At 33.9% G+C, this 23,652-nt stretch carries 17 protein-coding genes and 2 tRNA genes; 11 read left to right on the top strand and 8 right to left on the bottom strand.

Annotated features, from left to right (window positions below; all coding sequences use genetic code 11):
* Window positions 1–135: 135 nt before the first annotated feature.
* A complete protein-coding gene (locus J0383_RS16615; RefSeq protein WP_207295097.1) occupies window positions 136–1,314 on the bottom strand; it encodes a Pycsar system effector family protein in 1,179 nt (392 codons plus the stop codon).
* Between the two features lie 26 nt (window positions 1,315–1,340).
* Here J0383_RS16615 and J0383_RS16610 point away from each other — a divergent pair, with 26 nt between their 5' ends.
* Window positions 1,341–5,075 (top strand): metallophosphoesterase, encoded by a 3,735-nt coding sequence (locus J0383_RS16610; RefSeq protein WP_207295096.1) that lies wholly within the window; start codon window positions 1,341–1,343, stop codon window positions 5,073–5,075.
* A 117-nt stretch (window positions 5,076–5,192) separates the two neighbouring features.
* Here J0383_RS16610 and J0383_RS16605 read toward each other — a convergent pair whose 3' ends face one another.
* Together J0383_RS16605 and J0383_RS16600 are read right to left on the bottom strand one after the other, a co-directional pair.
* Complete coding sequence (locus J0383_RS16605) at window positions 5,193–6,056, bottom strand: SdiA-regulated/phytase-like domain-containing protein (protein WP_207295095.1); 864 nt, start codon at window positions 6,054–6,056, stop codon at window positions 5,193–5,195.
* A 28-nt stretch (window positions 6,057–6,084) separates the two neighbouring features.
* On the bottom strand, window positions 6,085–7,137 hold the full coding sequence (locus tag J0383_RS16600) for a hypothetical protein (RefSeq protein WP_207295094.1): 1,053 nt from the start codon (window positions 7,135–7,137) through the stop codon (window positions 6,085–6,087).
* A gap of 95 nt (window positions 7,138–7,232) precedes the next feature.
* On the opposite strand from J0383_RS16600, the gene J0383_RS16595 reads away from it, so the two are divergent.
* Genes J0383_RS16595 through J0383_RS16585 form a run of 3 tightly spaced genes read left to right on the top strand, consistent with a single transcriptional unit; the run spans window position 7,233 to window position 11,324 of the window.
* Entirely contained in the window at window positions 7,233–8,144 is a 912-nt protein-coding gene (locus J0383_RS16595; RefSeq protein WP_207295093.1) for an ABC transporter ATP-binding protein, read from the top strand.
* 3 nt (window positions 8,145–8,147) lie between these two features.
* Complete coding sequence (locus J0383_RS16590; RefSeq protein ID WP_207295092.1) at window positions 8,148–8,984, top strand: ABC transporter permease; 837 nt, start codon at window positions 8,148–8,150, stop codon at window positions 8,982–8,984.
* A gap of 15 nt (window positions 8,985–8,999) precedes the next feature.
* Window positions 9,000–11,324: a T9SS type B sorting domain-containing protein gene (locus J0383_RS16585; protein ID WP_207295091.1), complete on the top strand. Its 2,325-nt coding sequence runs from the start codon at window positions 9,000–9,002 to the stop codon at window positions 11,322–11,324.
* Window positions 11,325–11,435: 111 nt separating this feature from the next.
* Here J0383_RS16585 and typA read toward each other — a convergent pair whose 3' ends face one another.
* A complete protein-coding gene (gene typA, locus J0383_RS16580; RefSeq protein WP_207295090.1) occupies window positions 11,436–13,232 on the bottom strand; it encodes a translational GTPase TypA in 1,797 nt (598 codons plus the stop codon).
* 168 nt (window positions 13,233–13,400) lie between these two features.
* Between typA and J0383_RS16575 the strand changes: the two genes are divergently transcribed.
* On the top strand, window positions 13,401–15,110 hold the full coding sequence (locus tag J0383_RS16575; RefSeq protein ID WP_207295089.1) for a PAS domain-containing sensor histidine kinase: 1,710 nt from the start codon (window positions 13,401–13,403) through the stop codon (window positions 15,108–15,110).
* 3 nt (window positions 15,111–15,113) lie between these two features.
* Entirely contained in the window at window positions 15,114–15,515 is a 402-nt protein-coding gene (locus tag J0383_RS16570) for a response regulator (protein WP_207295088.1), read from the top strand.
* A 148-nt stretch (window positions 15,516–15,663) separates the two neighbouring features.
* On the opposite strand, the gene rpsT is transcribed toward J0383_RS16570, so the two are convergent.
* From rpsT to proS, 4 genes are all read right to left on the bottom strand, one after another.
* On the bottom strand, window positions 15,664–15,915 hold the full coding sequence (rpsT, locus tag J0383_RS16565) for a 30S ribosomal protein S20 (RefSeq protein WP_089052957.1): 252 nt from the start codon (window positions 15,913–15,915) through the stop codon (window positions 15,664–15,666).
* A gap of 155 nt (window positions 15,916–16,070) precedes the next feature.
* Window positions 16,071–16,142, bottom strand: a tRNA-Glu gene (locus J0383_RS16560).
* 46 nt (window positions 16,143–16,188) lie between these two features.
* Window positions 16,189–16,260: transfer RNA gene (locus J0383_RS16555), tRNA-Glu, on the bottom strand.
* Window positions 16,261–16,338: 78 nt separating this feature from the next.
* On the bottom strand, window positions 16,339–17,817 hold the full coding sequence (gene proS, locus J0383_RS16550; RefSeq protein ID WP_207295087.1) for a proline--tRNA ligase: 1,479 nt from the start codon (window positions 17,815–17,817) through the stop codon (window positions 16,339–16,341).
* A gap of 104 nt (window positions 17,818–17,921) precedes the next feature.
* Between proS and J0383_RS16545 the strand changes: the two genes are divergently transcribed.
* The 5 genes from J0383_RS16545 to J0383_RS16525 all read left to right on the top strand — a co-directional run bounded on the left by J0383_RS16545 (window position 17,922) and on the right by J0383_RS16525 (window position 23,484).
* Window positions 17,922–18,935: a hypothetical protein gene (locus J0383_RS16545; RefSeq protein ID WP_207298757.1), complete on the top strand. Its 1,014-nt coding sequence runs from the start codon at window positions 17,922–17,924 to the stop codon at window positions 18,933–18,935.
* Between the two features lie 50 nt (window positions 18,936–18,985).
* Window positions 18,986–20,491 carry an OmpP1/FadL family transporter gene (locus J0383_RS16540; protein WP_207295086.1) on the top strand — a complete coding sequence of 502 codons (1,506 nt, stop codon included), beginning with the start codon at window positions 18,986–18,988 and terminating at the stop codon, window positions 20,489–20,491.
* 152 nt (window positions 20,492–20,643) lie between these two features.
* Window positions 20,644–21,957 carry a 30S ribosomal protein S12 methylthiotransferase RimO gene (gene rimO / locus J0383_RS16535; protein ID WP_207295085.1) on the top strand — a complete coding sequence of 438 codons (1,314 nt, stop codon included), beginning with the start codon at window positions 20,644–20,646 and terminating at the stop codon, window positions 21,955–21,957.
* A 40-nt stretch (window positions 21,958–21,997) separates the two neighbouring features.
* The gene (locus J0383_RS16530) at window positions 21,998–22,546 is read left to right on the top strand and encodes a hypothetical protein (RefSeq protein ID WP_207295084.1); all 549 of its coding nucleotides are present in this window, start codon (window positions 21,998–22,000) and stop codon (window positions 22,544–22,546) included.
* 32 nt (window positions 22,547–22,578) lie between these two features.
* Complete coding sequence (locus J0383_RS16525) at window positions 22,579–23,484, top strand: N-acetylmuramoyl-L-alanine amidase (protein WP_207295083.1); 906 nt, start codon at window positions 22,579–22,581, stop codon at window positions 23,482–23,484.
* Window positions 23,485–23,652 lie beyond the last annotated feature (168 nt).

The raw sequence follows: 23,652 nt of genomic DNA, 5'->3' as shown, positions 1-23,652 counted from the left end.
TAAAATTTAAAAAGGCTTTGTCAAAGTTTAAACTTCGACAAAGCCTTCAATATTTTGATTTATGTGTTAGAAATTAGTTTCTTTCTATATTCTTTTACACAAACAAAAATCTATGTTTCTATGTGTTTCAAAAACTTAAATTGATTTAAAAGCAATCACAAACGAAATCACTGTAATAATAATTCCGAACATAAATAAATTATAAGCAATTCTAAGTAGGTTATATTTTCGCTGTAATACCAACCCAAGATAATACAAATCTTTTATCATGGTCGAATACAAATAATCGCGGTCTTTCATCATTTCGTTCATGGCCCAATCATAATCTTCAAGAGGCATTTTATAGAAATTCCCAAAGAACATCAAATTTACTTTCCTGGCTTCTACATCAGCACGGGTAAAATATCCCGAAGTTACTTTTGGTCGTGTCGATAGAATTGCAAAAATAATCGTAATAACGCTTGACATCAGCATAACAAATGTCGGCACCACTAAATGTGCATTTTTTGGACTATCTAATTTTGGGATGATTGTAGAAAGTGCAATCGAAATAATAATCGCATTGACAGACAATAGAATATTAGCTTTACTATCGGCAATGCCGCTTAATCGTGTATGATTTCCAAGTGTAACACGAAACAAAGTATCAATACCGCGTTCTGGTTTTTCGTCTTTGCCTTTCTTTTTGTTTTCTGCTTCGATCGCTGCAGCGGCTTTCAATTCCTGTTTGTTTATTTTTTTCTGAATCAAAAGCAGGTTTTTTTCCTTTAAAGGCTGCCATTTTTTCAAAGCGTAATCAGTATAAAAACGGTGTTTGTTCAACAGAAAATTCAAGTTTTCTTTTGTCCACTCAGCATTTGTAAAACTTACAATTCCCGTGTTTTTTAGTTCCAATCGAAGCAATTCGCAGGTTGTAGTATACTCGGTTCCCATTAAATGAGCATAATCAGCATCTTTAATGATTTTTTCCAAATGAGTTTTGGGCTGATATTCTTTAGCAGTAGCCAGAATTAAACCCGAAACTTTATCAATAAACTCCGCAGATTTTCCTTTTTCTTTTAAAAAATCAGCCGCGATTTTAATACTTTTCTCTTCGTGGTCTTCGTATCCGTTCACATATCCCGTGTCATGAAACCAAGCGGCAACCAAAAGTGCCTCTTTATCATCGCCTACTACATCTTCTTTTTTACACAACTCTTTTACCGCAGAAACTACGGTGAAAGTATGGTTAAAATTATGATAAGAATATAAATTAGAAAGTTTATCTTTGAGTAAATTACTGACGAAATCCTCGGATTGTTCTATTAGATTCATAAAGAATATTTTTATACCACTAAATTATGAAATTGTTTTTGGATAATCATTTTATTGCTACGATTAAAAACTATTTAGCAGCAATAATGGCACTATTCATTGTTTATTCCTGTGCGACGCATAAGCCGCAATATGGAAAAAATGTCAGCGCCAACGAAACACAAAACGCAACAGATACCCTAAAAATTGCACACACGTTTTTTCTTGTTGGAGATGCTGGAAATGCAGATGAAGAACAGGCCAAACAAACGCTTGATCTTTTACATCAAAAACTTAAAAAAGCCAATAAAAAATCGACACTTATTTTTTTAGGAGATAACATTTATCCTAAAGGTTTTCCTGCTGATAAACATGCCGAAGACAAGGCTTTAGCTGAAACAAAATTGACTAACCAATTAAAAATAGCAGAAGGTTTTAAAGGTAAAACCATTTTTATTCCCGGAAATCACGATTGGTACAGCGGCATAAAAGGTCTTGAAAAACAAGCCGATTTTGTGACCAAATATTTAAATGATAAAAAAGCGTTTCTGCCAAGAAAAACCTGTCCTATTGAAGATGTAAAAATTGATAGTACTACTGCGTTAATAACTGTTGACAGCGAGTGGTTCCTGGAAGACTGGGACGATCACCCTACTATAAATGATAACTGCGAAATTAAAACTCGCGAAGATTTCTTTGATGAACTGGAAAGTATTTTAAATAAAAATCAGGAGAAAACAGTTGTTTTGGCCATTCATCATCCTTTATTAAGCAATGGAACTCACGGCGGACAATTTTCATTAGAAAAGCAATTGTTCCCTTTAGAGAAAAAAATTCCGCTTCCTGTAATTGGATCTTTTATTAATTTATTGAGAAAAACTTCCGGAGTAAGTCCACAGGATATTCAGAATAAACAATATACAATTTATGCCAAAAGAATTAAGACGCTTTTGCAGAAGCAGAAAAATGTAATTGTAGTTTCGGGACACGATCATAATCTACAATACATCAGTAAAGAAAATATTCAGCAGATTATCAGCGGCGCGGGATCAAAATCAGAAGCGGCAAGAGCCATAAATCCGTTTGATTTTTCGTATGGTGGAAATGGATACGCCACTTTAACTTTATACAAAACTGGTGATGCTAAAGTTAATTTCTTTGGAAATGAAAACAATAAAGAAAAAATGCTTTTCGAGCGTGAAATCATAAAAGCAAAAGAAATCAACTGGGCTTCTGATATTCCAAATAATTTCCCTTCAAAAGTGACAACTTCAATCTATTCTCCAAAAATGACGGAGAAAAGTTTGTTTCACAAATTTTTATTCGGACAGCATTACAGAAAATATTACAGTATGCCAATTGAAGCTACAACTGCAACGGTAGATACTTTAAAAGGCGGATTAAAACCAATTCGCGAAGGCGGCGGACATCAGTCGGTTTCTTTACGAATGTCAGATCCACAGGGTCGAGAATATGTTATGCGTGCCATGAAAAAAAGCGCTACTGTCTTTCTACAGTCGGTTGCTTTTAAAGATCAGTATGTCGTAAACGATTTTGAAAAGACTTATGCTGAAGATTTCTTATTTGATTTTTATACGACTTCACATCCCTATTCTTCTTTTGCAATTGGAAGTATGTCTGATAAAATTGGCTTAAGACACACAAATCCTATTTTGTATTATATTCCAAAACAAAATGGTTTGGGTGAATTTAATGCAGGTTTTGGCGATCAATTGTATATGGTTGAAGAAAGACCGGCAGATAATCATCTTGATGGGAAAAACTTCGGAAAACCAACTAATATTATTGGCACCGATGATATGATGCTGAACCTTCATAAAGATGAAAAATATGTGGTTGATGAAAAAGAATACATCAAGGCACGTTTATTTGATATGCTTTTGGGTGACTGGGACCGACACAGCGATCAATGGCGTTGGGCAGAATATAAGGAAAATGGAAAAGTGGTTTACAGACCTATTCCGCGAGATCGTGATCAGGCTTTTGTAAAATACGATGGAGCTTTGCTTTCTATTTTAATGAATATTCCGGCGCTTCGTCATATGCGAACTTTCAAATACAAAATTGACAATGTAAAATGGCTGAGCAGAGAACCTTATCCTATGGATTTGGCATTTTTGAAAACCGCAACAGAAAAAGACTGGGTCGAACAAGCGAAATACATTCAGGAAAATTTAAGCGACAGCGATATTGATACTGCTTTTAAAAATCTGCCGAAAGAAGTTCAAGACGCAACAATTGACGAAATCAAAGCGAAACTAAAAAACAGAAAAAAAGATCTTCAAAAATATGCGGTTCGTTATTCTGATGTTTTGAGCAAAACGGTTATGATTGCGGGAACAGACAAAAAAGACAAGTTTGTTTTGAATCATAATGTGAAAAAAGGAATTGAAATTCAGGTTTTCAGAGTTAAAAAAGAAGGCGATGAATTGGTTTATACCAAAAATGTAACGGATGCTAAAACTAAAAACTTATGGATTTATGGTTTGGATGATAATGATGTTTTTGAGGTAAAAGGAAATGAGAAATCCAGAATTAAAATCCGTCTAATTGGTGGTCAGAACAATGATACATATACAATCGAAAACGGAAGAAAGGTAATTGTCTATGATTTTAAATCAAAAGAAAACACGTATAATCTTGATTCGAAAACACAGACTCAGTTGACAGATGATTATGATGTCAATTTGTACAATTATGAAAGACCAAAATACAATGTGATTTCTGGACTTCCTAATGTTGGTTTCAATCCTGATGATGGGGTAAAAGTGGGTATTAATTTAAATTATACGCTTAATAATTTCAAACAGAATCCGTATACACAAAGACACATAGTAAATGCTTTTTATTATTTTGCAACTGGCGGTTTAGAGTTTAATTATGCAGCACATTTCCCTGGATTGTTAGGAAAGTGGGTAATTGACGTTGAATCATTGTACACGACTCCAAATTTTGCGATGAATTATTTTGGTTACGGAAACGAAACCACATACGATAATAAGGAAGTGGGAATGGATTATAATCGTGTCCGAATTCGAAAATTTAATGCTTCTGGGGCGATAAGACACGTTGGAAGATATGGAAGTGAATTTAGTATTCAGCCTATTTTCGAAAGAATGACAGTTGAAGACACGGAAAATAGATTTATTAATATTCCTGGAATTGTAAATCCTGATATCTTTAATAGTCAGAATTTTGGAAGTTTAAAAGTAAAATATCAATTTAAAAATGCCGATTTTGCTGCAAAACCAACTTTAGGAATTCATTTTATGATTGCTGGAACTTGGACAACCAATCTTGATGAAACTAAAAAGAACTTCCCTACTCTGGAAAGTGTTTTAGGTTTTACGCACAAAATTGATCATAACGGACAATTGATTTTGGCTACTTATTTTAAAGGAAAAGCAATCTTAAATAATAACTACGAATTTTATCAAGGTGCTGCTCTGGGCGGCGATACTGATTTGCGCGGATTTAGAAATGAGCGTTTCTTAGGAAGTTCGTACTTCTCTCAAAGTTCTGATTTGCGTTTAAGTATTGGAAAAATCAGAAAAACTGTCGCACCAATGACTTACGGAATTCTGGGTGGTTTCGACTACGGAAGAATCTGGCTTGACGGTGAAAATTCAAGAAAATGGCATCAGGATTACGGCGGCGGACTTTGGTTAAATGCAATCAACGTAATCACAGCCAGAATATCTTATTTTAAATCTCCTGATGAAGTTGGAAGGGTGATTTTTGGAGCGGCATATAGTTTTTAATTTTAGGTTCAGAGGAACAAAGCTACAAAGTGACAAAGGTTTTTAGCCACGAATTCATGAATAATTTAAGTAAAATTCGTGAATTCGTGGCTACTCTTTTCTTAGCACCTCAGTATCTTAGCGACTTAGAGCAAACTCATAAACCTTTCCTCCTATTTTATTTGTTTTTTCATCAGCTATCAACAAAGTGTTGTTGTCTTTAAAAACGATGGCTTCTTTTTGAGAGAAATGATTTAGGCTAATTTCAGTTTGTGTGCCTTTGTGGAATAAATCTCCTTTGAAACCTTTAAATAAAACAATTTTATCATGGCTTAATAAAACTACTTTTTTTCCATCTGGACTTATTGTCGCGCTCGTCAATACACAATGATTGTAATTATTACAGGTTTTAAATTCTCCAATTTTAACTGCTTTCTGAGTTCCTGCAGCATTTTTGATTTTGTAGATAAAAGCAGTTCCATCAAAACCTTTGCTTCGGTTTTTAGTGAAAAGGTAGAAATAACCATTCTGCTCAAAGAAACCTTCTACATCAAAAAACATTTCTTTCTTCTTTGGCGGAAATTCTTTTTGTTCCGGATACGAAAATGAGATTTTATATTCGGCGGAAGCCTGATCTTTATTTAACTGATTTTTGGCCACTTTATAAATACACAAATCTCTGCGTTCGTTATCGTTATTTCCGAAATCTCCAATGTAGATATTCCCTGCTTTGTCTTTGGTAATATCTTCCCAATCAACATTTACAGCATTTTCAATTTTTATAGTTTTTGCCAGTTTCCCTTTTGAATCAATAGCATAAATTGCGTTTTTATTGCCACTGTCTTCTAAAGTGTAAATCAGTTTGGTTTCTGGAAAATAGGTAATTCCCGAAACTTCTTTTAATTTTTTGGGAAGCGAATACAGTTCTTTTAAATCAGAACCAGATTTCTGCTGACAGGCTAATAAAACAATTGAAATGGTTATTAAAAAGGTCTTTTTCATAAATTTATGTCTTATAAGTTTAGATCGATTACACTAGGTTTGTGTTCTTAAAGTTACGGGTAATAAACTCAAACGCAGCATGCATAATATGCCCCATTGATTTGGCATTTTTAAACTTCATATCATTGGTATATCGGTACAATTCCATTTTTAACTGGTTTAAATGCTCCTGAGTCGAAATGGTATCGTGGCACATAATATTCAGTAATTTTTTAATTCTGGTTTCGGCCGAGTGAATACGTTTTGCTAAAATCGCTCTTTCTTCATCTTTGTATTGAATAATAGAACGTTCTTCCAATTTTTCTTTAATCAGCTGAATCATTGGAAAATTTTCTTTGAAAAACTGCGGACGATATACTTTAAAATTTCCTTCGTAACACTGCTGGTCAAAATCAATCGGACGGATTTTATAGACTACTTGATCAAAATCGTGAATAGGAACAATTACATAATTGTAAGCCCGCATATCTCCTAAAAGCCTAATCATACAACGTTCGTTGAATTTTACAAACTCTTTGGCAATCTGGGCTTTTTCCATTTCGGTACATTTATCCAATAATGTATCCATAAAAACATCGCCTGGAATCCCAATAATATGTTCTTCAATTAATGTATCATTATACACTAAAAAGTTGATTTTATCTGGCGAAAGAATATCTTCTAATTCAAGTCCGTAAATTCTAGATGCATCTGCTTTTTTAATGTAGAAATGAACGTAGTTATCGTTGAGAATATTTCGGACTTTGATTCGGAAAGGTTTCGAATTTCCGAAAGTACAGTAATCAATCGCATCAACATTTAGATATTGAATGATTTCGCTGTTTCCATCTGAATGCAGAAGAGAATAGATTTTTTTTAGATTTAAATCAATTTCATCTCTTTCAAATTCGCCGTAATATACCCGAATCCATAAAGTATCGTTGTCATTTTTATCATATACATTGATTGAACCGGAAAAGCGTAATAAGTCATCGTAAAAAATCGAAACTTTCGAAATACGTTCAAATCTCTCCAAATAACTTAAAAGTGGTTGTGTTAAAGGATAAGAAGGTTTCTTTAACACCATTAAAGGTTCACTCATTTTGAATATCTTTAGTACAAATTTAGAGAAAATTAAATTTAACGTAACAATATAGAACTTGATTCGTCTTACTAAAAACTAAAACCGAAATAAATTTGGAAACCATACTTACTATCGAGAATCTCAGCAAAAAATACGGACGTATTCAGGCGCTCAAAAATGTATCTTTTTCTATACAAAAAGGTCACGTTTACGGAATTTTAGGTCCTAACGGAAGTGGAAAATCTACAACCTTAGGAATTGTTTTAAATGTTGTTAATAAAACCTCAGGCAATTACAAATGGTTTGATGGAAAGATAGAAACTCATGAAGCTTTGAAAAAAGTAGGCGCGATTATCGAACGCCCAAACTTTTATCCGTACATGACAGCAGAAGAAAATCTAAAGCTTGTCTGTAAAATCAAAAGTATTAATTATTCTAAAATCATTGAAAAACTTGATTTGGTTGGTCTTACCGAAAGAAAGGATTCAAAATTCAGCACTTTTTCTTTAGGAATGAAACAACGTCTGGCAATTGCTTCGGCACTTTTAAATGATCCAGAAATTTTAATTTTAGATGAACCTACAAATGGTTTAGATCCGCAGGGAATTCACCAGATTCGTGACATCATCAAAGAAATCGCAGCACAGGGAACTACCATTTTACTGGCTTCGCATTTGCTGGATGAAGTAGAAAAAGTATGTTCGCATGTAGTGGTTTTACGAAAAGGTGAAATTTTATATTCAGGTTCCGTTGATGCGATGTCGGCTAACGAAGGCTTTTTTGAAATTTCATCAAATGATAATACTCTTTTAAAATCAGCTCTGGAAAATCATTCGGCTATAGACCGAATTACGGAGGAAGAAGGAAAGGTTTTGGTTTACTTAAAATCTGATCTTGCTGCTTCAGAATTAAACCAGTTTTTATTCTCAAAAAATATTGTTTTAAGTCATCTGGTAAAACGTAAAACCAGCCTGGAAGCTCAATTTTTAGCCTTAACCAAAAACACTACTTCAAAAACCAACTAAGCCATGAAAAGACTTATCTCAATAGAATTACAAAAAATCTGGAAAAACAAAGCCAGCCGTGTTCTTACGCTCACATATTTCATTTTACTTTCGTTTATTGCCTTAATAGCTTCGATAAAATTCGACATTGGCCCTTTTAAATTTCATCTTGCCGAAATGGGAATTTTTAATTTTCCGTTTATATGGCATTTTAATACTTATGTTGCTGCTTGGCTAAAATTCTTTCTTGCTATTGTAATTGTTTCTATGATGGCCAATGAATATAGTTACGGAACTTTAAAACAAAATTTAATTGACGGTTTAAGCAAAAAAGAATTCATTCTTTCAAAATTTCTTACTGTTGTGGTATTTGCTTTCTGCTCTACTGTTTTTGTTTTTATAATGAGTTTATTACTGGGTTTAAGCTTTTCATCGTATACTGAGTTTGGAATTATTTTCAGTGATTTGGATTATCTTTTAGCCTTTTTCGTAAAGCTTACAGGTTTCTTTTCTTTCTGTTTGTTTTTAGGAATTTTGGTAAAACGTTCTGCTTTTGCACTAGGTTTTCTTTTGGTATGGAGTATTCTTGAAGGAATCTTCAAAGGAATTTTAGTTTTTAAAATTTTCCCAGATAGTAACACCGGCGATAAAATCACACAGTTTCTTCCCTTAGAATCAATGTCTAACTTAATTGTTAATCCCGGCCCGCGTCTTTCTGTTGTTAGAAATATCAGTTCGCAAATGGGAGTTGATTTAGACGGACAATATGGAGTTGATTATGCTGCCGTTATTATTGTATCAGTCTGGACATTTTTATTCATTTACTTTTCTTACAAACTACTAAAAAGTCGGGATTTATAGTATATTTGTTATACTATGGATTCGTTACAAAGATTTATACTTTTATTATTGCTCTGTCTTTTATCTGTCAAGGTAAAGGCACAAGCAATAACAATTGACGATCAAAGAACACCACAGCAGCTCGTTGAGAATGTTTTAGTAAACAGCTCATGTGCTGCTGTTAGTAATACAACTGGAATTGGAGATACCTACACACCCGGAAAAAACAGTTTTGCTTATTTTAGTGCAGGGACAAGTAATTTTCCTTTTAAAGAAGGCATCATTTTAACTACCTCTACAAGTACTGAAGCAATTGGCCCTTATTTTAGTGATATGGGCGGAGGAAATCCGGCTTGGGTTGGCGATACAGATTTGAATCAAATTTTGGGTATTAATTCTATAAATGCTACTTCAATAGAATTTGATTTTGTACCACTTACTGATTTTTTAAGTTTCAATTATATTTTTGCTTCAAACGAATATCAATATTTTTATCCCTGCGAATATTCAGATGGATTTGCTTTTTTAATTAAAGAAGTGGGAACTTCTGAATCTTATAAGAACTTAGCAGTTTTACCCAACACTTCAACTCCGCTTTCTTCTACAAATGTACGTCCAAAAATTGAAGGAGGAATTGCTCCAAATGGCGACCGTTATGATGGCTGTCCTGCAATCAATGAACATTATTTTAATGGTTTAAATAACAATTCAAGTCCAGTAAATTATGCGGGCCAGACAGTTGTTATGAATGCACAAACCAATGTTACAGCAGGAAAAACCTATCATATAAAATTGGTTATTGCCGATGACAAAAACAGGTATTATGATTCGGCTGTTTTTTTACAAGCCGGAAGTTTTGCTTCTAAAATTGATTTTGGCCCAAATAGAACTTCTTCTAATGCTAATCCGTTATGTTATGGTGATACGTATTTATTAGATCCAAAGTTATCTCCAGCATATTCATATAAATGGTTTAAGAATAATGTACAGGTTGCTTCTACTCCAACTTACACTGTTACAGACAGCGGAAAATACAGTGTTGAAGTTACGTTGAGCCCTTCTAGCTGTACTCTAATTGGGGAGATCCAAATAGATTATGCTCCTGAAATTCTTTCTACCAATACAACCATCGTTCAATGTGACGATGATAATGACGGATTTTCTATTTTCAACATCAATAAAGTTGATAACATGGTTAAAAATAATGTTTCCAGTATCTCAAACGAAGGTTATTATGAAACATTCATTGATGCTCAAAATAAAACAAATCCAATTGCAACTCCTGAAAGTTACATCAATAAGACTGCAAATCAGATTGTTTATGCTCGATTAGAAAATCAATTTGACTGCTATAAAATTGCAGAAGTTACGCTTCAAATCTCAAATACAGCAGTTGCTAATCCAAATCCAATCAGTACTTGCGACGGTGATGGAACTCAAGATGGACTTTATCATTTTGATTTAGATGGAGAAGTTACTCCTCAAATCATCACAGGACTTCCTACGGGACTTAAGGCGGTTTATTATTTAACAGCAGAAGATGCATTAGCCGAAACAAATCCACTTCCTAACATTTTTGAAAACACAACTGCTTACCATCAAACCATTTATGCCAGAGTAGTTAATGGTCCAGATTGCTATGCCATTACAGCTGTAAATTTGGTTGTCAATACATTTGATCCGCCCAATTTTGAAGATCAATCCGTATATGTATGTAAAGGAGACGATCAAACTTTATCAGTCACAGCAGGATTCAGCAGTTATTTATGGAGCACCGGAGAAACCTCTAATTCTATTATAATTACTAATCCAGGAGATTATACCGTAACTGTAAAAGATGTAAATGGATGCGAAAAGATTAAGACATTTAAAGTTATTTTATCTGAACCTGCTATTATTACTGATGCGGTGGTAAAAGATTTTTCAGGTAATGATAATGCTATTTTGATTCAGTATACAGGTGTTGGTGGTTATGAATTTTCACTTGATGGCGTCACTTTTCAGAATGATCCGGAATTCACAAGAATACTTCCGGGAATTTATAATGCGGTTGCGCGAGATAAAAATGGATGCGGTATATCGAATACTTTCATTGTATACGTTATTGATTATCCTAGATTTTTTACCCCAAACGGAGATGGTTATAATGATTTATGGTCTATCAGTAATTCAAATATTCTTCCAAATTATACCATTTCTATTTTTGATCGATACGGAAAACTGCTAAAACAAATGAACCAAAGCAGTACAGGATGGAATGGGATTTTCAATGGTCAGCCACTCCCGTCAGATGATTATTGGTTTTCCTTACTTTTTGCAGATGGCCGAAATATTAAAGGTCATTTTAGCTTGAAAAGATAATGTACTAAAAATCCAATGTTTGAAATTCTAAAGTCCAAACTAAATTATAAAAAAGAATCCCAAACTCCTTAATTGGAATTTGGGATTTTTTATATCGAAATTTAAAATGTATTAGATTTTAAATCTTTTTCTATCATTTTCGTTCAAGTAAATTTTTCTTAAACGTAAAGATTTTGGAGTAACTTCAACATACTCATCTTTCTGAATGTACTCTAAAGCTTCTTCTAAAGAGAATTTGATAGCTGGAATAATTCTAGCTTTATCATCAGCTCCTGAAGAACGTACGTTAGAAAGTTTTTTCGTTTTAGTAACGTTAACTGTCATATCATCGCTACGAGTATTTTCTCCAATTACCTGACCTTCATAGATATCCTCGTTTGGATCAACGAAGAATTTACCGCGATCTTGTAATTTATCGATAGAGTAAGGAATTGCTTTTCCATTTTCCATAGAGATTAATGAACCGTTGTTACGTCCAGGAATTTCTCCTTTGTATGGTTCGTATCCAATGAAACGGTGTGCCATAATAGCTTCACCAGCTGTAGCAGTAAGCAATTGATTTCTTAAACCGATAATTCCACGAGACGGGATATTAAATTTAACAATCATACGCTCGCCTTTACCTTCCATAGAAAGCATTTCACCTTTACGGATTGTAACGAATTCAACTGCTCTACCTGAAAGATTTTCTGGTAGATCGATAGTTAATTCCTCAATTGGCTCACATTTAACTCCATCAATTTCTTTGATGATTACTTGCGGCTGACCAATTTGAAGCTCGTACCCTTCTCTTCTCATTGTTTCAATAAGAACAGATAAGTGAAGTACACCACGACCAAAAACCATAAATTTATCAGCAGAATCAGTTTCTCCAACTTTCATCGCTAAGTTTTTCTCAAGCTCCTTTGTTAATCTTTCACGGATATGTCTAGAAGTAACAAATTTACCTTCTTTACCAAAGAAAGGCGAATCGTTAATTGTAAACAACATACTCATGGTTGGCTCGTCGATAGCAATTGTCTGTAAAGCTTCTGGATTTTCAAAGTCAGCGATTGTATCACCAATTTCAAAACCTTCAATACCTACTACAGCACAAATATCTCCTGCAACCACTTGATCAACTTTTCTACGGCCTAAACCTTCGAAAGTATGTAATTCTTTAATTCTTGATTTGATGATTTTCCCATCTCTTTTTACCAAAGAAATTGGCATTCCTTCTTTTAAAACACCTCTTTCTAGACGTCCAATAGCGATACGACCTGTAAAAGAAGAGAAATCTAAAGAAGTAATCAACATTTGAGGAGTTCCTTCAGAAACTTTAGGAGCAGGAACATTTGCAATTACCATGTCTAATAATGGCTCAATGTTTTGTGTTTGAACTTTCCAGTCATCTGACATCCAGTTGTTTTTAGCAGAACCGTAAACAGTTGGGAAATCCAATTGTTCTTCAGTTGCACCTAACTCAAACATTAAGTCGAAAACTTTTTCATGAACTTCTTCAGGAGTACAGTTTTCTTTATCCACTTTATTGATAACCACACATGGCTTTAAACCTAAGTCAATCGCTTTTTGCAATACGAAACGCGTTTGCGGCATTGGACCTTCAAAAGCATCCACAAGCAAACAAACACCATCAGCCATGTTCAATACACGTTCTACTTCACCTCCAAAATCCGCGTGGCCAGGAGTATCGATAATATTGATTTTTGTTCCTTTATATTGAACAGAAACGTTTTTTGAAGTAATAGTAATACCTCTCTCACGCTCTAAATCATTATTATCTAGGATTAAATCACCTGTATTTTCGTTTTCACGAAATAATTGACAGTGATACATAATTTTATCAACCAAAGTGGTCTTACCGTGATCGACATGGGCAATAATTGCAATATTTCTAATAGATTCCATTTGTGTTTTTTAATGGGTGCAAAAGTACACTTTATTTTGATAAAAAAAACGTTTCTGCGATAGTTTGCGTATATCCAAGTAATTAGTTCGTTAATCCAGTGTTAATTTAGGTGCCAAAATGAACTTTTCTTATTGTATAGTTATAGTTAATTTAACTATATTTGAGTGATGAAAAGTAAAACTATACAAATTACTCTTGTTTACGTTATCATATCGCTAATTGTGGCTGCAGCAGGCCACAACATAATTACTAAATACTTTTTTGAGCCAAAATATTCCTTTTTATTTCTTCTGAAAGACGCTTTTATTATTTTAACTACTGGATTTATTTTCAAATATATACTTTCTAAAAATGAAAATAAAAATATTTCTGTTTTTGAAAAACTACAGGAAACCAATCAAGAAATTAAGGAATCAAATGAAAAGTATGACATAGTAGCAAAAGCGACTAGTGATACTATTTGGGATTGGAAAATTCCAGAAGACAGCATCAACTGGAATAAGGGAATTGAAAGTGTTTTCGGCTATAAACCAGAAGAAGTTGGAAAAACTTCAAAATGGTGGTTTGACAAAATTCATCCAGAAGACAGTATCCGAATGTCGATTAAATTATATTCTTTCATTGAACAAAAAACAGAAAAATGGCAAGATCAATACCGTTTTAGATGTGCCGATGGAACTTACAAGTATGTCCTTGACCGTGGATTTTTATTGAAAGATGAAAACGGACGAGCGATCAGAATGATTGGAGCCATTCAGGACATCACCAAACAAAAAGAAGAAGAACAGCGATTAAAACTTCTAGAAACAGTAATTACTCAATCTAAAGATTCTATTTTAATTACCGAAGCCAACTCTGTTGACCGTAAAATCCCGAGAATTGTTTATGTTAACCCAGCCTTTTCTCAAATGTCTGGCTACAGATCTAATGAAATAATTGGAAAATCTGCCAACATCTTTAAAGGTCCAAAATCTGATTCGGAGGAATTAAAAAAACTCCTTAGAGCCATTAAAAATGAAGAAGAGTGTGTAATTGAAACCATAACCTACACTAAAACACAGGAAGAATACTGGGTTCGGTTTGCCATGATTCCTATTTTTAACAATGAAGACATTATAACCCACTGGATTTCCATTCAAAGAGATATTACTGATGAAAAGAAACTGGAAACCGAAAAAGAACACCTTATACGCGAGCTGACTCAAAACAATAAAGATCTAAAACAGTTCTCGTATATCACTTCGCATAATTTAAGAGCACCTTTATCTAACTTAATTGGACTTTTAAATTTAATAGAAGATATTCCAATCGAAGATGAAGAATTGAAAGAAATTCTAGCCGGCTTTACCAAATCGACTCACTTATTAAATGAAACCATTAACGATCTTGTAAAGGTCATCATTATTAAAGATAACCCTTCGATGCAGAAAGAAGAAGTATCTTTAAAAGAAGTTTTTGAAAATGTTTTCAGCCAATTATCTTTTCAAATAGAATTACATAAACCTATTATTAAATTAAAATTTGACAAAGTTCCGCTTCTTAACACTAACAAAGCTTATATTGAAAGCATTTTACTTAACCTATTAACGAATTCAATAAAATATAAATCTGAAAATAGGAAGTTAAAAATCTCAATAGTTGCTGATCAAATTGACAATCAAGCTGTATTAACTTTTAAAGACAACGGAATCGGGATTGACTTGGAACGAAATCGCGATAAAGTTTTTGGACTATACCAAAGATTCCACAATTATCCCGACAGTAAAGGATTAGGCTTATATTTGGTAAAATCACAGGTAGAAACGATGGGAGGGACAATCAGCATTGACAGCGAAGTCAATAAAGGAACAACATTTACTATAACATTTAAAAACTAATATATGTTTGAGCAGATTTTATGTATAGATGACGATCCAATCACATTAATGCTGTGCAAAAAAGTAATCGCAAAATCTTCATTTTCCCAAGAAGTCATTAGCGCTCATAATGGTGAAGAGGCCTTAAGCCATTTCAATAACTTAAAATACAACAACAAAATCAGTAAGAAACCTGAATTAATCTTTCTAGACCTAAACATGCCGGTTATGGGTGGCTGGGAATTTCTAGATCATTTTACTTCTCAAGCTTATTCTGAATTCAACAGTGCAAAAGTAATTGTACTGTCATCCACTATAGATCCTGAAGATCTTGCCAAAGCAAAAAAATATCCTATTATAATAGATTTTCTTTCAAAACCAATTACACAGGCGATGCTGGAATATTTAAAGAAAAAAATGGGATAACGATTTTAATTCATAAAACAGATAAATTCAATACTAAAAAACTCAAAATTCCAATCTTAATATATTTAAAATTGGAGTTTCATTACAGATATAAACAAAAAAAGTCCTCTTTAAGAGGACTTTAATATAATTTAGATAAATTGTTTAATTACAATTTAGCAACGTGTTTAGTTAATTTAGACTTCAAGTTAGAAGCTTTATTATCATGAATGATGTTCTTTTTAGCTAATTTATCAATCATAGAAATTACAGTTGATAATTTTGCAGTCGCATCAGATTTATCAGTAGCTAATCTTAATGCTTTAATAGCATTACGAGTAGTTTTGTGCTGATATCTATTAAGAACTCTTCTTTTTTCGTTACTTCTGATTCTTTTTAATGCTGACTTATGATTTGCCATTTCTTTTAATTTTAGATGTAATAATTATTATAAATACTAGTTAAAAAAGAAAAACCTCCCACAATTGCAAAAAACAATCACTTTGGTTTTAACTAATAAAACAAAAACCGAGACACCAATTTTTGTTTTACAAAACTTATTTACAACTAATTTTGTAGTCCGTAGGGGAATCGAACCCCTGTTACCAGGATGAAAACCTGGCGTCCTAACCCCTAGACGAACGGACCATAATTCTCCTAAGTTTGGAAACTTTTCAATATGTAATATAACTTGTAGTCCGTGGGGGAATCGAACCCCCCTTACCAGGATGAAAACCTGGCGTCCTAACCGATAGACGAACGGACCATGCTTCTGTATTGCGGATGCAAAGATACATCTAATTTTTATTTACGCAACACCTAATGCAAAAAAATATATAAATTTTTAATACGCCTTAGCAAAAAGCACTCTCTTAGCAGAAGGTTTCCCAGTAAACACACAGGTTCCCGCCTCTTCTACAGCATCCAAAGGAATACATCTAATAGTCGCTTTTGTCAAGTCTTTTATTTTTTCCTCTGTCTCCGGAGTTCCATCCCAATGGGCTGAAATAAAACCTCCTTTGCCTTCTAAAATTTCCTTAAATTCCTCAAAATTATTTACTTCTGTAATATGAGTATTGCGATACTCTAAAGCTTTTGTAAATAAGTCTGCTTGAATCTGCTCTAAAAGATTATTTACGTGATCTACGATTTTTTCGTTAGAAACGACTTCTTTCGTCAAATTATCGCGTCTTGCTACCTCAAAAGTTCCGTTTTCTAAATCTTTTGGGCCAACAGCGATTCTAACAGGCACACCTTTTAATTCCCACTCAGCAAATTTAAATCCTGGCTTTTGAGTTGTTCTGTCATCATACTTAACCGAAATTTTCAGCTTTCTTAACTTAGCTGTCAATTCATTAACTGCAGTAGTAATTTCCGCCAATTGTTCATCTGTTTTATGAATAGGGACAATTACAACTTGTATTGGCGCCAAATTTGGAGGCAATACCAATCCCTGATCATCAGAGTGCGTCATAATCAAAGCCCCCATCAAACGAGTAGAAACTCCCCATGATGTCCCCCATACGTGCTCTTGTTTACCTTCTGCATTTGCAAATTTCACATCAAAAGCTTTTGCAAAATTCTGTCCCAAGAAATGAGAAGTCCCCGCTTGCAGTGCTTTTCCGTCTTGCATTAATGCTTCAATACAATATGTTTCATCTGCACCAGCAAAACGTTCTGATTCGGTTTTAAAACCTTTAACAACAGGAATTGCCATAAAGTTTTCAGCAAAATCAGCATACACATTCATCATTTTTTCTGATTCTTCTAATGCTTCAGCCTTTGTTGCGTGTGCTGTATGTCCTTCCTGCCATAAAAATTCGGCAGTTCTTAAAAATAAACGCGTACGCATTTCCCAGCGAACCACATTGGCCCATTGGTTTATTAATAATGGTAAGTCTCTATAAGACTGAACCCATCCTTTATATGTAGACCAAATGATCGCCTCACTTGTAGGACGAACAATAAGTTCTTCTTCTAATTTTGCATTCGGATCAACCATTAATTTCCCAGGTCTTTCCTCATCATTTTTTAATCTATAATGCGTTACAACCGCACATTCTTTTGCAAATCCTTCTGCGTTTTTTTCCTCTGCTTCAAACATGCTTTTCGGCACGAATAAAGGAAAGTAAGCATTTTGATGTCCAGTTTCCTTGAACATACGATCTAATTCAGCCTGCATTTTTTCCCAGATAGCATATCCGTATGGTTTGATTACCATACAACCTCTGACCCCTGAATTTTCAGCCAGATCTGCTTTTACAACCAGTTCGTTATACCATTTAGAATAATCTTCTGATCTTGTAGTAAGGTTCTTACTCATATATTTATATAGTTTGGCACAAATTTTGTTTTAATAATTTTAACTAAATAGTTTGACAAAACTAACTATTTTTGTAATGTGCAACAATAAAAAACACCACAGATATGAAAACTTATACTACTCACCGCCAAAACTCAAGTCATTTTTACTTAATTGGATTATTGAGTTTTCTATTAGCATCATGTGGTTCTTACCAAAATACATCTTATCATGACAATGACGGCGTGTACGGTAACTACTCCAACAGATATGCTCAATCAAATACCACAGAAACAAACAATCAATACAAAGATTATTTTAGATCGTTACAAGACGATAATCAGCCTACCGAAATCTTTACAGATGTAGACAGTTATGGCAATTATTCGGAAAACGACAGTACACAAACTGCAGCTGTTACCGCTTATCCAGCATGGGGAAGCAGTAATTCAGACGTTTCAGTAAATGTTTACTCCAACCCAACATGGTCATTCGGCCTTGGATGGGGATACCCATATTACGGATGGGGTTATGGAGGTTACTGGGGTGGTTACTACGGCGGCTACTGGGGGTATCCTGGATACGCTTGGGGATACGGTTACCCAGGTTATTGGGGAGGATGGGGATACCCAAGTTACTGGGGACCTCGTTACTACGCTAACTACTCTTACAACTACGGAAGAAGAGGATCTGCAGCTTACTACGGAGGACGTAACTACGCTTATAATAGAGGATATGCATCGAATAGAAATTACATTTCAGACAGAAGCTTTTCTAATAGAAGTTACTCTACTAACAGAAACAGTTACACCACCAACAGAAATTACACCAACAGATCTAACAGCTTTTCTGACTACAGAAGAAGTTCTGTAAATGGCAGAACTTACGACAGCTCAAGTCCGACCTTCTCAAACAGAAGAAGCTACTCTCAAGGAAACACAAACGGTAACTACAATTATTCTAACAGATCAAGCACGACTAATAGAAGTTACAACAATAGTGGTAACACTCCATCAAGAAGCTACTCTCCTAGCCCATCACGTTCTATGAATAGTGGCGGAGGCGGAGGAATGAGATCATCTGGCGGCGGAGGCGGAGGCGGAAGATCTTACGGCGGAGGCGGTGGTGGAAGAAGGTAACAATTTCCTTCTTTTACCCATCTAATATCACACACTAAACAAAAATCATAATGAAAAAAATATTTTTCCTAATCATTACAGGACTAACTGTCAGCGCGTCATATTCACAGGAAGTTTCAGATGCGATGCGTTATGCACAAGACAATTTAACTGGAACTGCCAGATTTAGAGCCATGAGTGGTGCTTTTGGAGCAGTTGGAGGAGATTTATCCGCTATTAGTGTCAATCCAGCAGGATCTGCCATTTTCAATAACAATCAGGTTGGAGTAACACTAAGTAATCAAAACATAAAAAACAATTCTGACTATTTTGGAACTCAAACTTCTGATAAAAAAAATTCTTTCATTTTAAATCAGGCTGGAGGTATTTTTGTTTTTAAAGACCGAAATCCAAATAATAGAGGATGGAACAAAATAGCAATTGGAGCCAGCTACGAAAACACTAATAACTTTGACAACAATGTATTTTCAGCCGGAACCAACCCAACCAACAGTATTTCTAATTATTTCTTAGCATATGCTAATGGAATTCCTTTGGGAGACATAACAGGTATTGATTATAGAGATCAATTTTACAATGAACAACAAGCTTATTTTGGTTATTATGGTTTTGTAATTAACCCAGTAGCAAACAACGATAATAACACTCAATATACAAGCAATGTTCCTGCAGGCGGAAATTATTATCATGAAAATGAGATTTACGCAAGAGGATATAATAGTAAATTAAGCTTCAATATTGCTACGTCATATAATGACCGAATTTATTTAGGAGCAAACTTAAACGTTCACGTTACAGACTACAGAAGATCGACAAGTTTTTATGAAGACAATTCTAATCCTTTAGTATCCACTGAAACAATATCAAATCTTCGTTTCAATAATGATTTATACACTTACGGAAATGGCTTCTCTTTTCAATTAGGAGCAATTGCAAAAGTTACAGAAGAATTTAGAGTTGGTTTAGCTTATGAATCTAACACTTGGTATGAATTATACGACGAGCTTTCTCAAAGTATTTCCACAACAAGACAAGCAAGTGGCGGACCTGAACTTTATAAAACTGTAAATCCTAATATTGTGAACGTGTATGACTCTTACACATTACAAACACCAGGAAAAGTAACTTTCAGTGCGGCATATGTTTTTGGAAAATCAGGATTAATAAGTGTTGATTACGCCATTAAAGACTACAGCAACACTAAATATAAACCAACAAGCGATGCAGGTTTTAGAGGAGTAAACAGTGATCTTAGCAATCAGTTAACTAATAATGGAGAATTAAGAGTTGGTGCTGAATACAAAATAAAACAATTAAGCTTAAGAGGCGGATATCGTTTTGAAGGTAGTCCTTATAAAAACGGAACTACAATTGGCGATTTAAACAGCTATTCTGCCGGTTTAGGTTATAATTTTGGCGCAACTAAATTAGATTTAGCGTATTCATATCTAGAAAGAAAATCTAATCAAGGATTCTTCTCGCAAGGCTTTACCGATGGTGCTAATATAACATCGAAACTAAATAATGTTTCTTTGACCTTATTATTTGAATTGTAATTAAAATTAAATAGATGAATGAGAATTTCCGTCAGGTTGCTACTTGGCGGATTTTTTTATATCTAACAGCTTCATAAAAAACATCTAAAAAAAACTGAAACAAGCGGTGTTTGAATAAAAAAGTGTAATTTTGCACTCCAATTTATAAAAGTATGAGAACCAAGTCTTTAAAAAAGAACAAAATTAACGTAATCACTCTTGGGTGTTCAAAAAATGTATATGATAGTGAAGTGCTTATGGGTCAGCTTCGTGCAAACGGAAAAGAAGTAACTCACGAAGCAAAAGCTAAGGATGAAGGAAACATTATTGTAATCAACACTTGTGGTTTTATTGATAATGCAAAAGCAGAGTCAGTAAATATGATTTTGGAATATGCTGATAAAAAGGACAAAGGATTAGTTGATAAAGTTTTCGTTACAGGATGCTTGTCTGAACGTTACAGACCTGATTTAGAAAAAGAAATTCCAAATGTGGATCAATATTTTGGAACAACTGAATTACCTCAATTATTAAAAGCTTTAGGAGCAGACTATAAACATGAATTACTAGGAGAGAGATTAACAACAACTCCTAAAAATTATGCTTATTTAAAAATTGCCGAAGGATGCGACAGACCATGCAGTTTTTGTGCTATCCCGTTAATGCGCGGTTCTCACGTTTCGCAGCCCATTGAAAAATTGGTTAAAGAAGCTGAAGGTTTAGCTAAAAATGGTGTTAAGGAATTAATCTTAATTGCTCAAGACCTAACTTATTATGGTCTTGATTTATATAAAAAGAGAAATCTTGGAGAACTTTTAGAAGCTTTGGTTAAAGTAGAAGGAATCGAGTGGATTCGTCTTCACTATGCTTTTCCAACTGGTTTCCCAATGGATGTTTTGGAAATCATGAAACGCGAACCAAAAATTTGTAATTACATTGATATTCCGCTACAGCATATTTCTGATTCTATTTTAAAATCGATGCGTCGCGGTACTACACAAGCCAAAACTACACAACTTTTAAAAGATTTCCGTGCAGCCGTTCCAGGAATGGCGATTAGAACTACTTTAATTGTTGGATATCCTGGAGAAACTCAGGAAGATTTTGAGATTTTGAAAGATTTCGTTCAGGAAATGAAATTTGACAGAATGGGTTGTTTTGCATATTCTCACGAAGAAAACACTCATGCTTACTTGTTAGAGGACGATGTTCCAGATGACGTAAAGCAAGCAAGAGCCAATGAAATTATGGAATTACAATCTCAAATTTCATGGGATTTAAACCAAGAAAAAGTAGGTCAGGTTTATAAATGTATCATTGACCGAAAAGAAGGCGCGCATTTTGTGGGTAGAACTGAGTTTGATAGTCCGGATGTTGACAATGAAGTTTTAATTGATGCATCTAAGCATTATGTAAAAACAGGCGAATTTGTTAATATCAAGATAATTGAAGCAACAGAATTTGATTTATACGGAGAACCTGCTTAATTTTACAGGAAAGAATTGCTAACCCAACAAAATTACTTTTATGAAACTTACTCAAAACTTAATTATTTTAGTTTTTACTTTATTTTGTTTCAACTTTGCTTCAGCTCAATACGGAAATGGTTACTATAATAATGGCTACGGAAACGGATATGGCGGTAACCGAATGGGAATGGATAGAAGCATGATGGGAGGTCCACAGCCAAACACCAGCAAACCTAAAGAAATTCCTGCTGAAGAAACGGCAGCTATGATCGTAGAACAAATGAAACCTGAAGTAAATCTTGACGAATTACAGGTTATTGCTATTACAAATGTTTTAGCAGACAGCATGAGAGAACAAGGCGTTTTATTGAAAAATGAAAGCAGCAGTCAAGATCAAAAAATCGAGCAGATTAAAGCCTTAAGAGAAAGCACCAATAAAAAAGTAACTGCTTTTTTAAATCCTGATCAGATACCAAAATATACTGCTTTCATGGATAATTTTAAAGAAATCAAAAAAACAAAATCAAAAAAGAAAAAAGATAAGGATTCAAAAGACTCAAAAGAAAAAGAAAGTAAAGATATTTCAGATACGAAAATTCAAGAATAATCGTTTTAACTCTATATATAAATAAGTTAATTATGACAAAAAAACATTTTTGTTGTCTGATTTTAGCAATTATAATTACTTCTTGCTCAACAAATCCATACAAGACTACTGAAAAAGCGTACGACCAGCAGCTTAAAACGCTGGAAAACCAAATTACAAGTAAACAAGCACAAACAATTCCGTCTGTAAGCCCTGTTATTATTGATACTACATATGCATCTCAGCTTGGCATTGTAAAAGATACATTATCAAAAACAGGATCGACTTCTTTATTAAACGGAATCAGCACTGAGTGGATTGGCACTGTAAATTTTAATTTAAGAAAACCGAGTTTTGTAATTATTCACCATACTGCTCAGGATTCTCTTCAGCAGACTATTAATACGTTTACCAAAACAAGAACACAGGTAAGCTCTCATTACATTATTTCGGAAAATGGAAAAGTGGTTCAAATGCTGAATGATTATTTAAGAGCTTGGCATGCCGGAAATTCTTCCTGGGGAAAAAATACTGATTTAAATTCATCTTCCATTGGAATCGAACTTGACAATAATGGTTTTAAACCCTTTACAGAAGCACAAATCAGCAGTTTAGTAGCGCTTTTGACAAAATTGAAAAAAGACTACAACATCCCGACTCAAAACTTTTTAGGTCATGCCGATATTGCACCAGGAAGAAAACAAGATCCAAGTGCTTTATTTCCGTGGAAAACACTTGCTGAAAAAGGTTTTGGAATTTGGCCAGATGCTGTTTTAGAAGAAGCTCCATTTGATTTTAAAATCGAACCTGCTTTACGAATTATTGGTTATAACACTAAGAATCTTTCGGCAGCAATTCAAGCTTTTAAATTACACTATATTCAAACTGATGCTACCCCAACTCTAGATCGAAAAACAATTGACACGATCTATTCAATTTATAAAAAGCAGATTCAATAGGCATTAAATAATAAAACGAAAAGCGCATTCTTATTCAATAGAATGCGCTTTTTTTTTGTTGCTTATATTTCCATTAAATCAGACTATTCTACAGAAGCACCTAAATCCCAATCAAATTATTTATGCAAGTACACATACATTCCTTCGAAATAAAACATCTTTCATAAA

The organism is Flavobacterium endoglycinae (assembly GCF_017352115.1).
In the GTDB taxonomy this organism is placed as follows: domain Bacteria; phylum Bacteroidota; class Bacteroidia; order Flavobacteriales; family Flavobacteriaceae; genus Flavobacterium; species Flavobacterium endoglycinae.
Note: the sequence above shows the minus strand (reverse complement) of the source record. Positions and strands in the feature narration are given on the sequence as shown.

Bases quoted from the DNA above. Each gene is read 5' to 3' on its own strand.
- J0383_RS16615 (WP_207295097.1), bottom strand. From the start codon at position 1,314: ATGAATCTAATAGAACAATCCGAGGATTTCGTCAGTAATTTACTCAAA.
- J0383_RS16610 (WP_207295096.1), top strand. From the start codon at position 1,341: ATGAAATTGTTTTTGGATAATCATTTTATTGCTACGATTAAAAACTAT.
- J0383_RS16605 (WP_207295095.1), bottom strand. From the start codon at position 6,056: ATGAAAAAGACCTTTTTAATAACCATTTCAATTGTTTTATTAGCCTGT.
- J0383_RS16600 (WP_207295094.1), bottom strand. From the start codon at position 7,137: ATGAGTGAACCTTTAATGGTGTTAAAGAAACCTTCTTATCCTTTAACA.
- J0383_RS16590 (WP_207295092.1), top strand. From the start codon at position 8,148: ATGAAAAGACTTATCTCAATAGAATTACAAAAAATCTGGAAAAACAAA.
- J0383_RS16585 (WP_207295091.1), top strand. From the start codon at position 9,000: ATGGATTCGTTACAAAGATTTATACTTTTATTATTGCTCTGTCTTTTA.
- typA (WP_207295090.1), bottom strand. From the start codon at position 13,232: ATGGAATCTATTAGAAATATTGCAATTATTGCCCATGTCGATCACGGT.
- J0383_RS16575 (WP_207295089.1), top strand. From the start codon at position 13,401: ATGAAAAGTAAAACTATACAAATTACTCTTGTTTACGTTATCATATCG.
- J0383_RS16570 (WP_207295088.1), top strand. From the start codon at position 15,114: ATGTTTGAGCAGATTTTATGTATAGATGACGATCCAATCACATTAATG.
- rpsT (WP_089052957.1), bottom strand. From the start codon at position 15,915: ATGGCAAATCATAAGTCAGCATTAAAAAGAATCAGAAGTAACGAAAAA.
- proS (WP_207295087.1), bottom strand. From the start codon at position 17,817: ATGAGTAAGAACCTTACTACAAGATCAGAAGATTATTCTAAATGGTAT.
- J0383_RS16545 (WP_207298757.1), top strand. From the start codon at position 17,922: ATGAAAACTTATACTACTCACCGCCAAAACTCAAGTCATTTTTACTTA.
- J0383_RS16540 (WP_207295086.1), top strand. From the start codon at position 18,986: ATGAAAAAAATATTTTTCCTAATCATTACAGGACTAACTGTCAGCGCG.
- rimO (WP_207295085.1), top strand. From the start codon at position 20,644: ATGAGAACCAAGTCTTTAAAAAAGAACAAAATTAACGTAATCACTCTT.
- J0383_RS16530 (WP_207295084.1), top strand. From the start codon at position 21,998: ATGAAACTTACTCAAAACTTAATTATTTTAGTTTTTACTTTATTTTGT.
- J0383_RS16525 (WP_207295083.1), top strand. From the start codon at position 22,579: ATGACAAAAAAACATTTTTGTTGTCTGATTTTAGCAATTATAATTACT.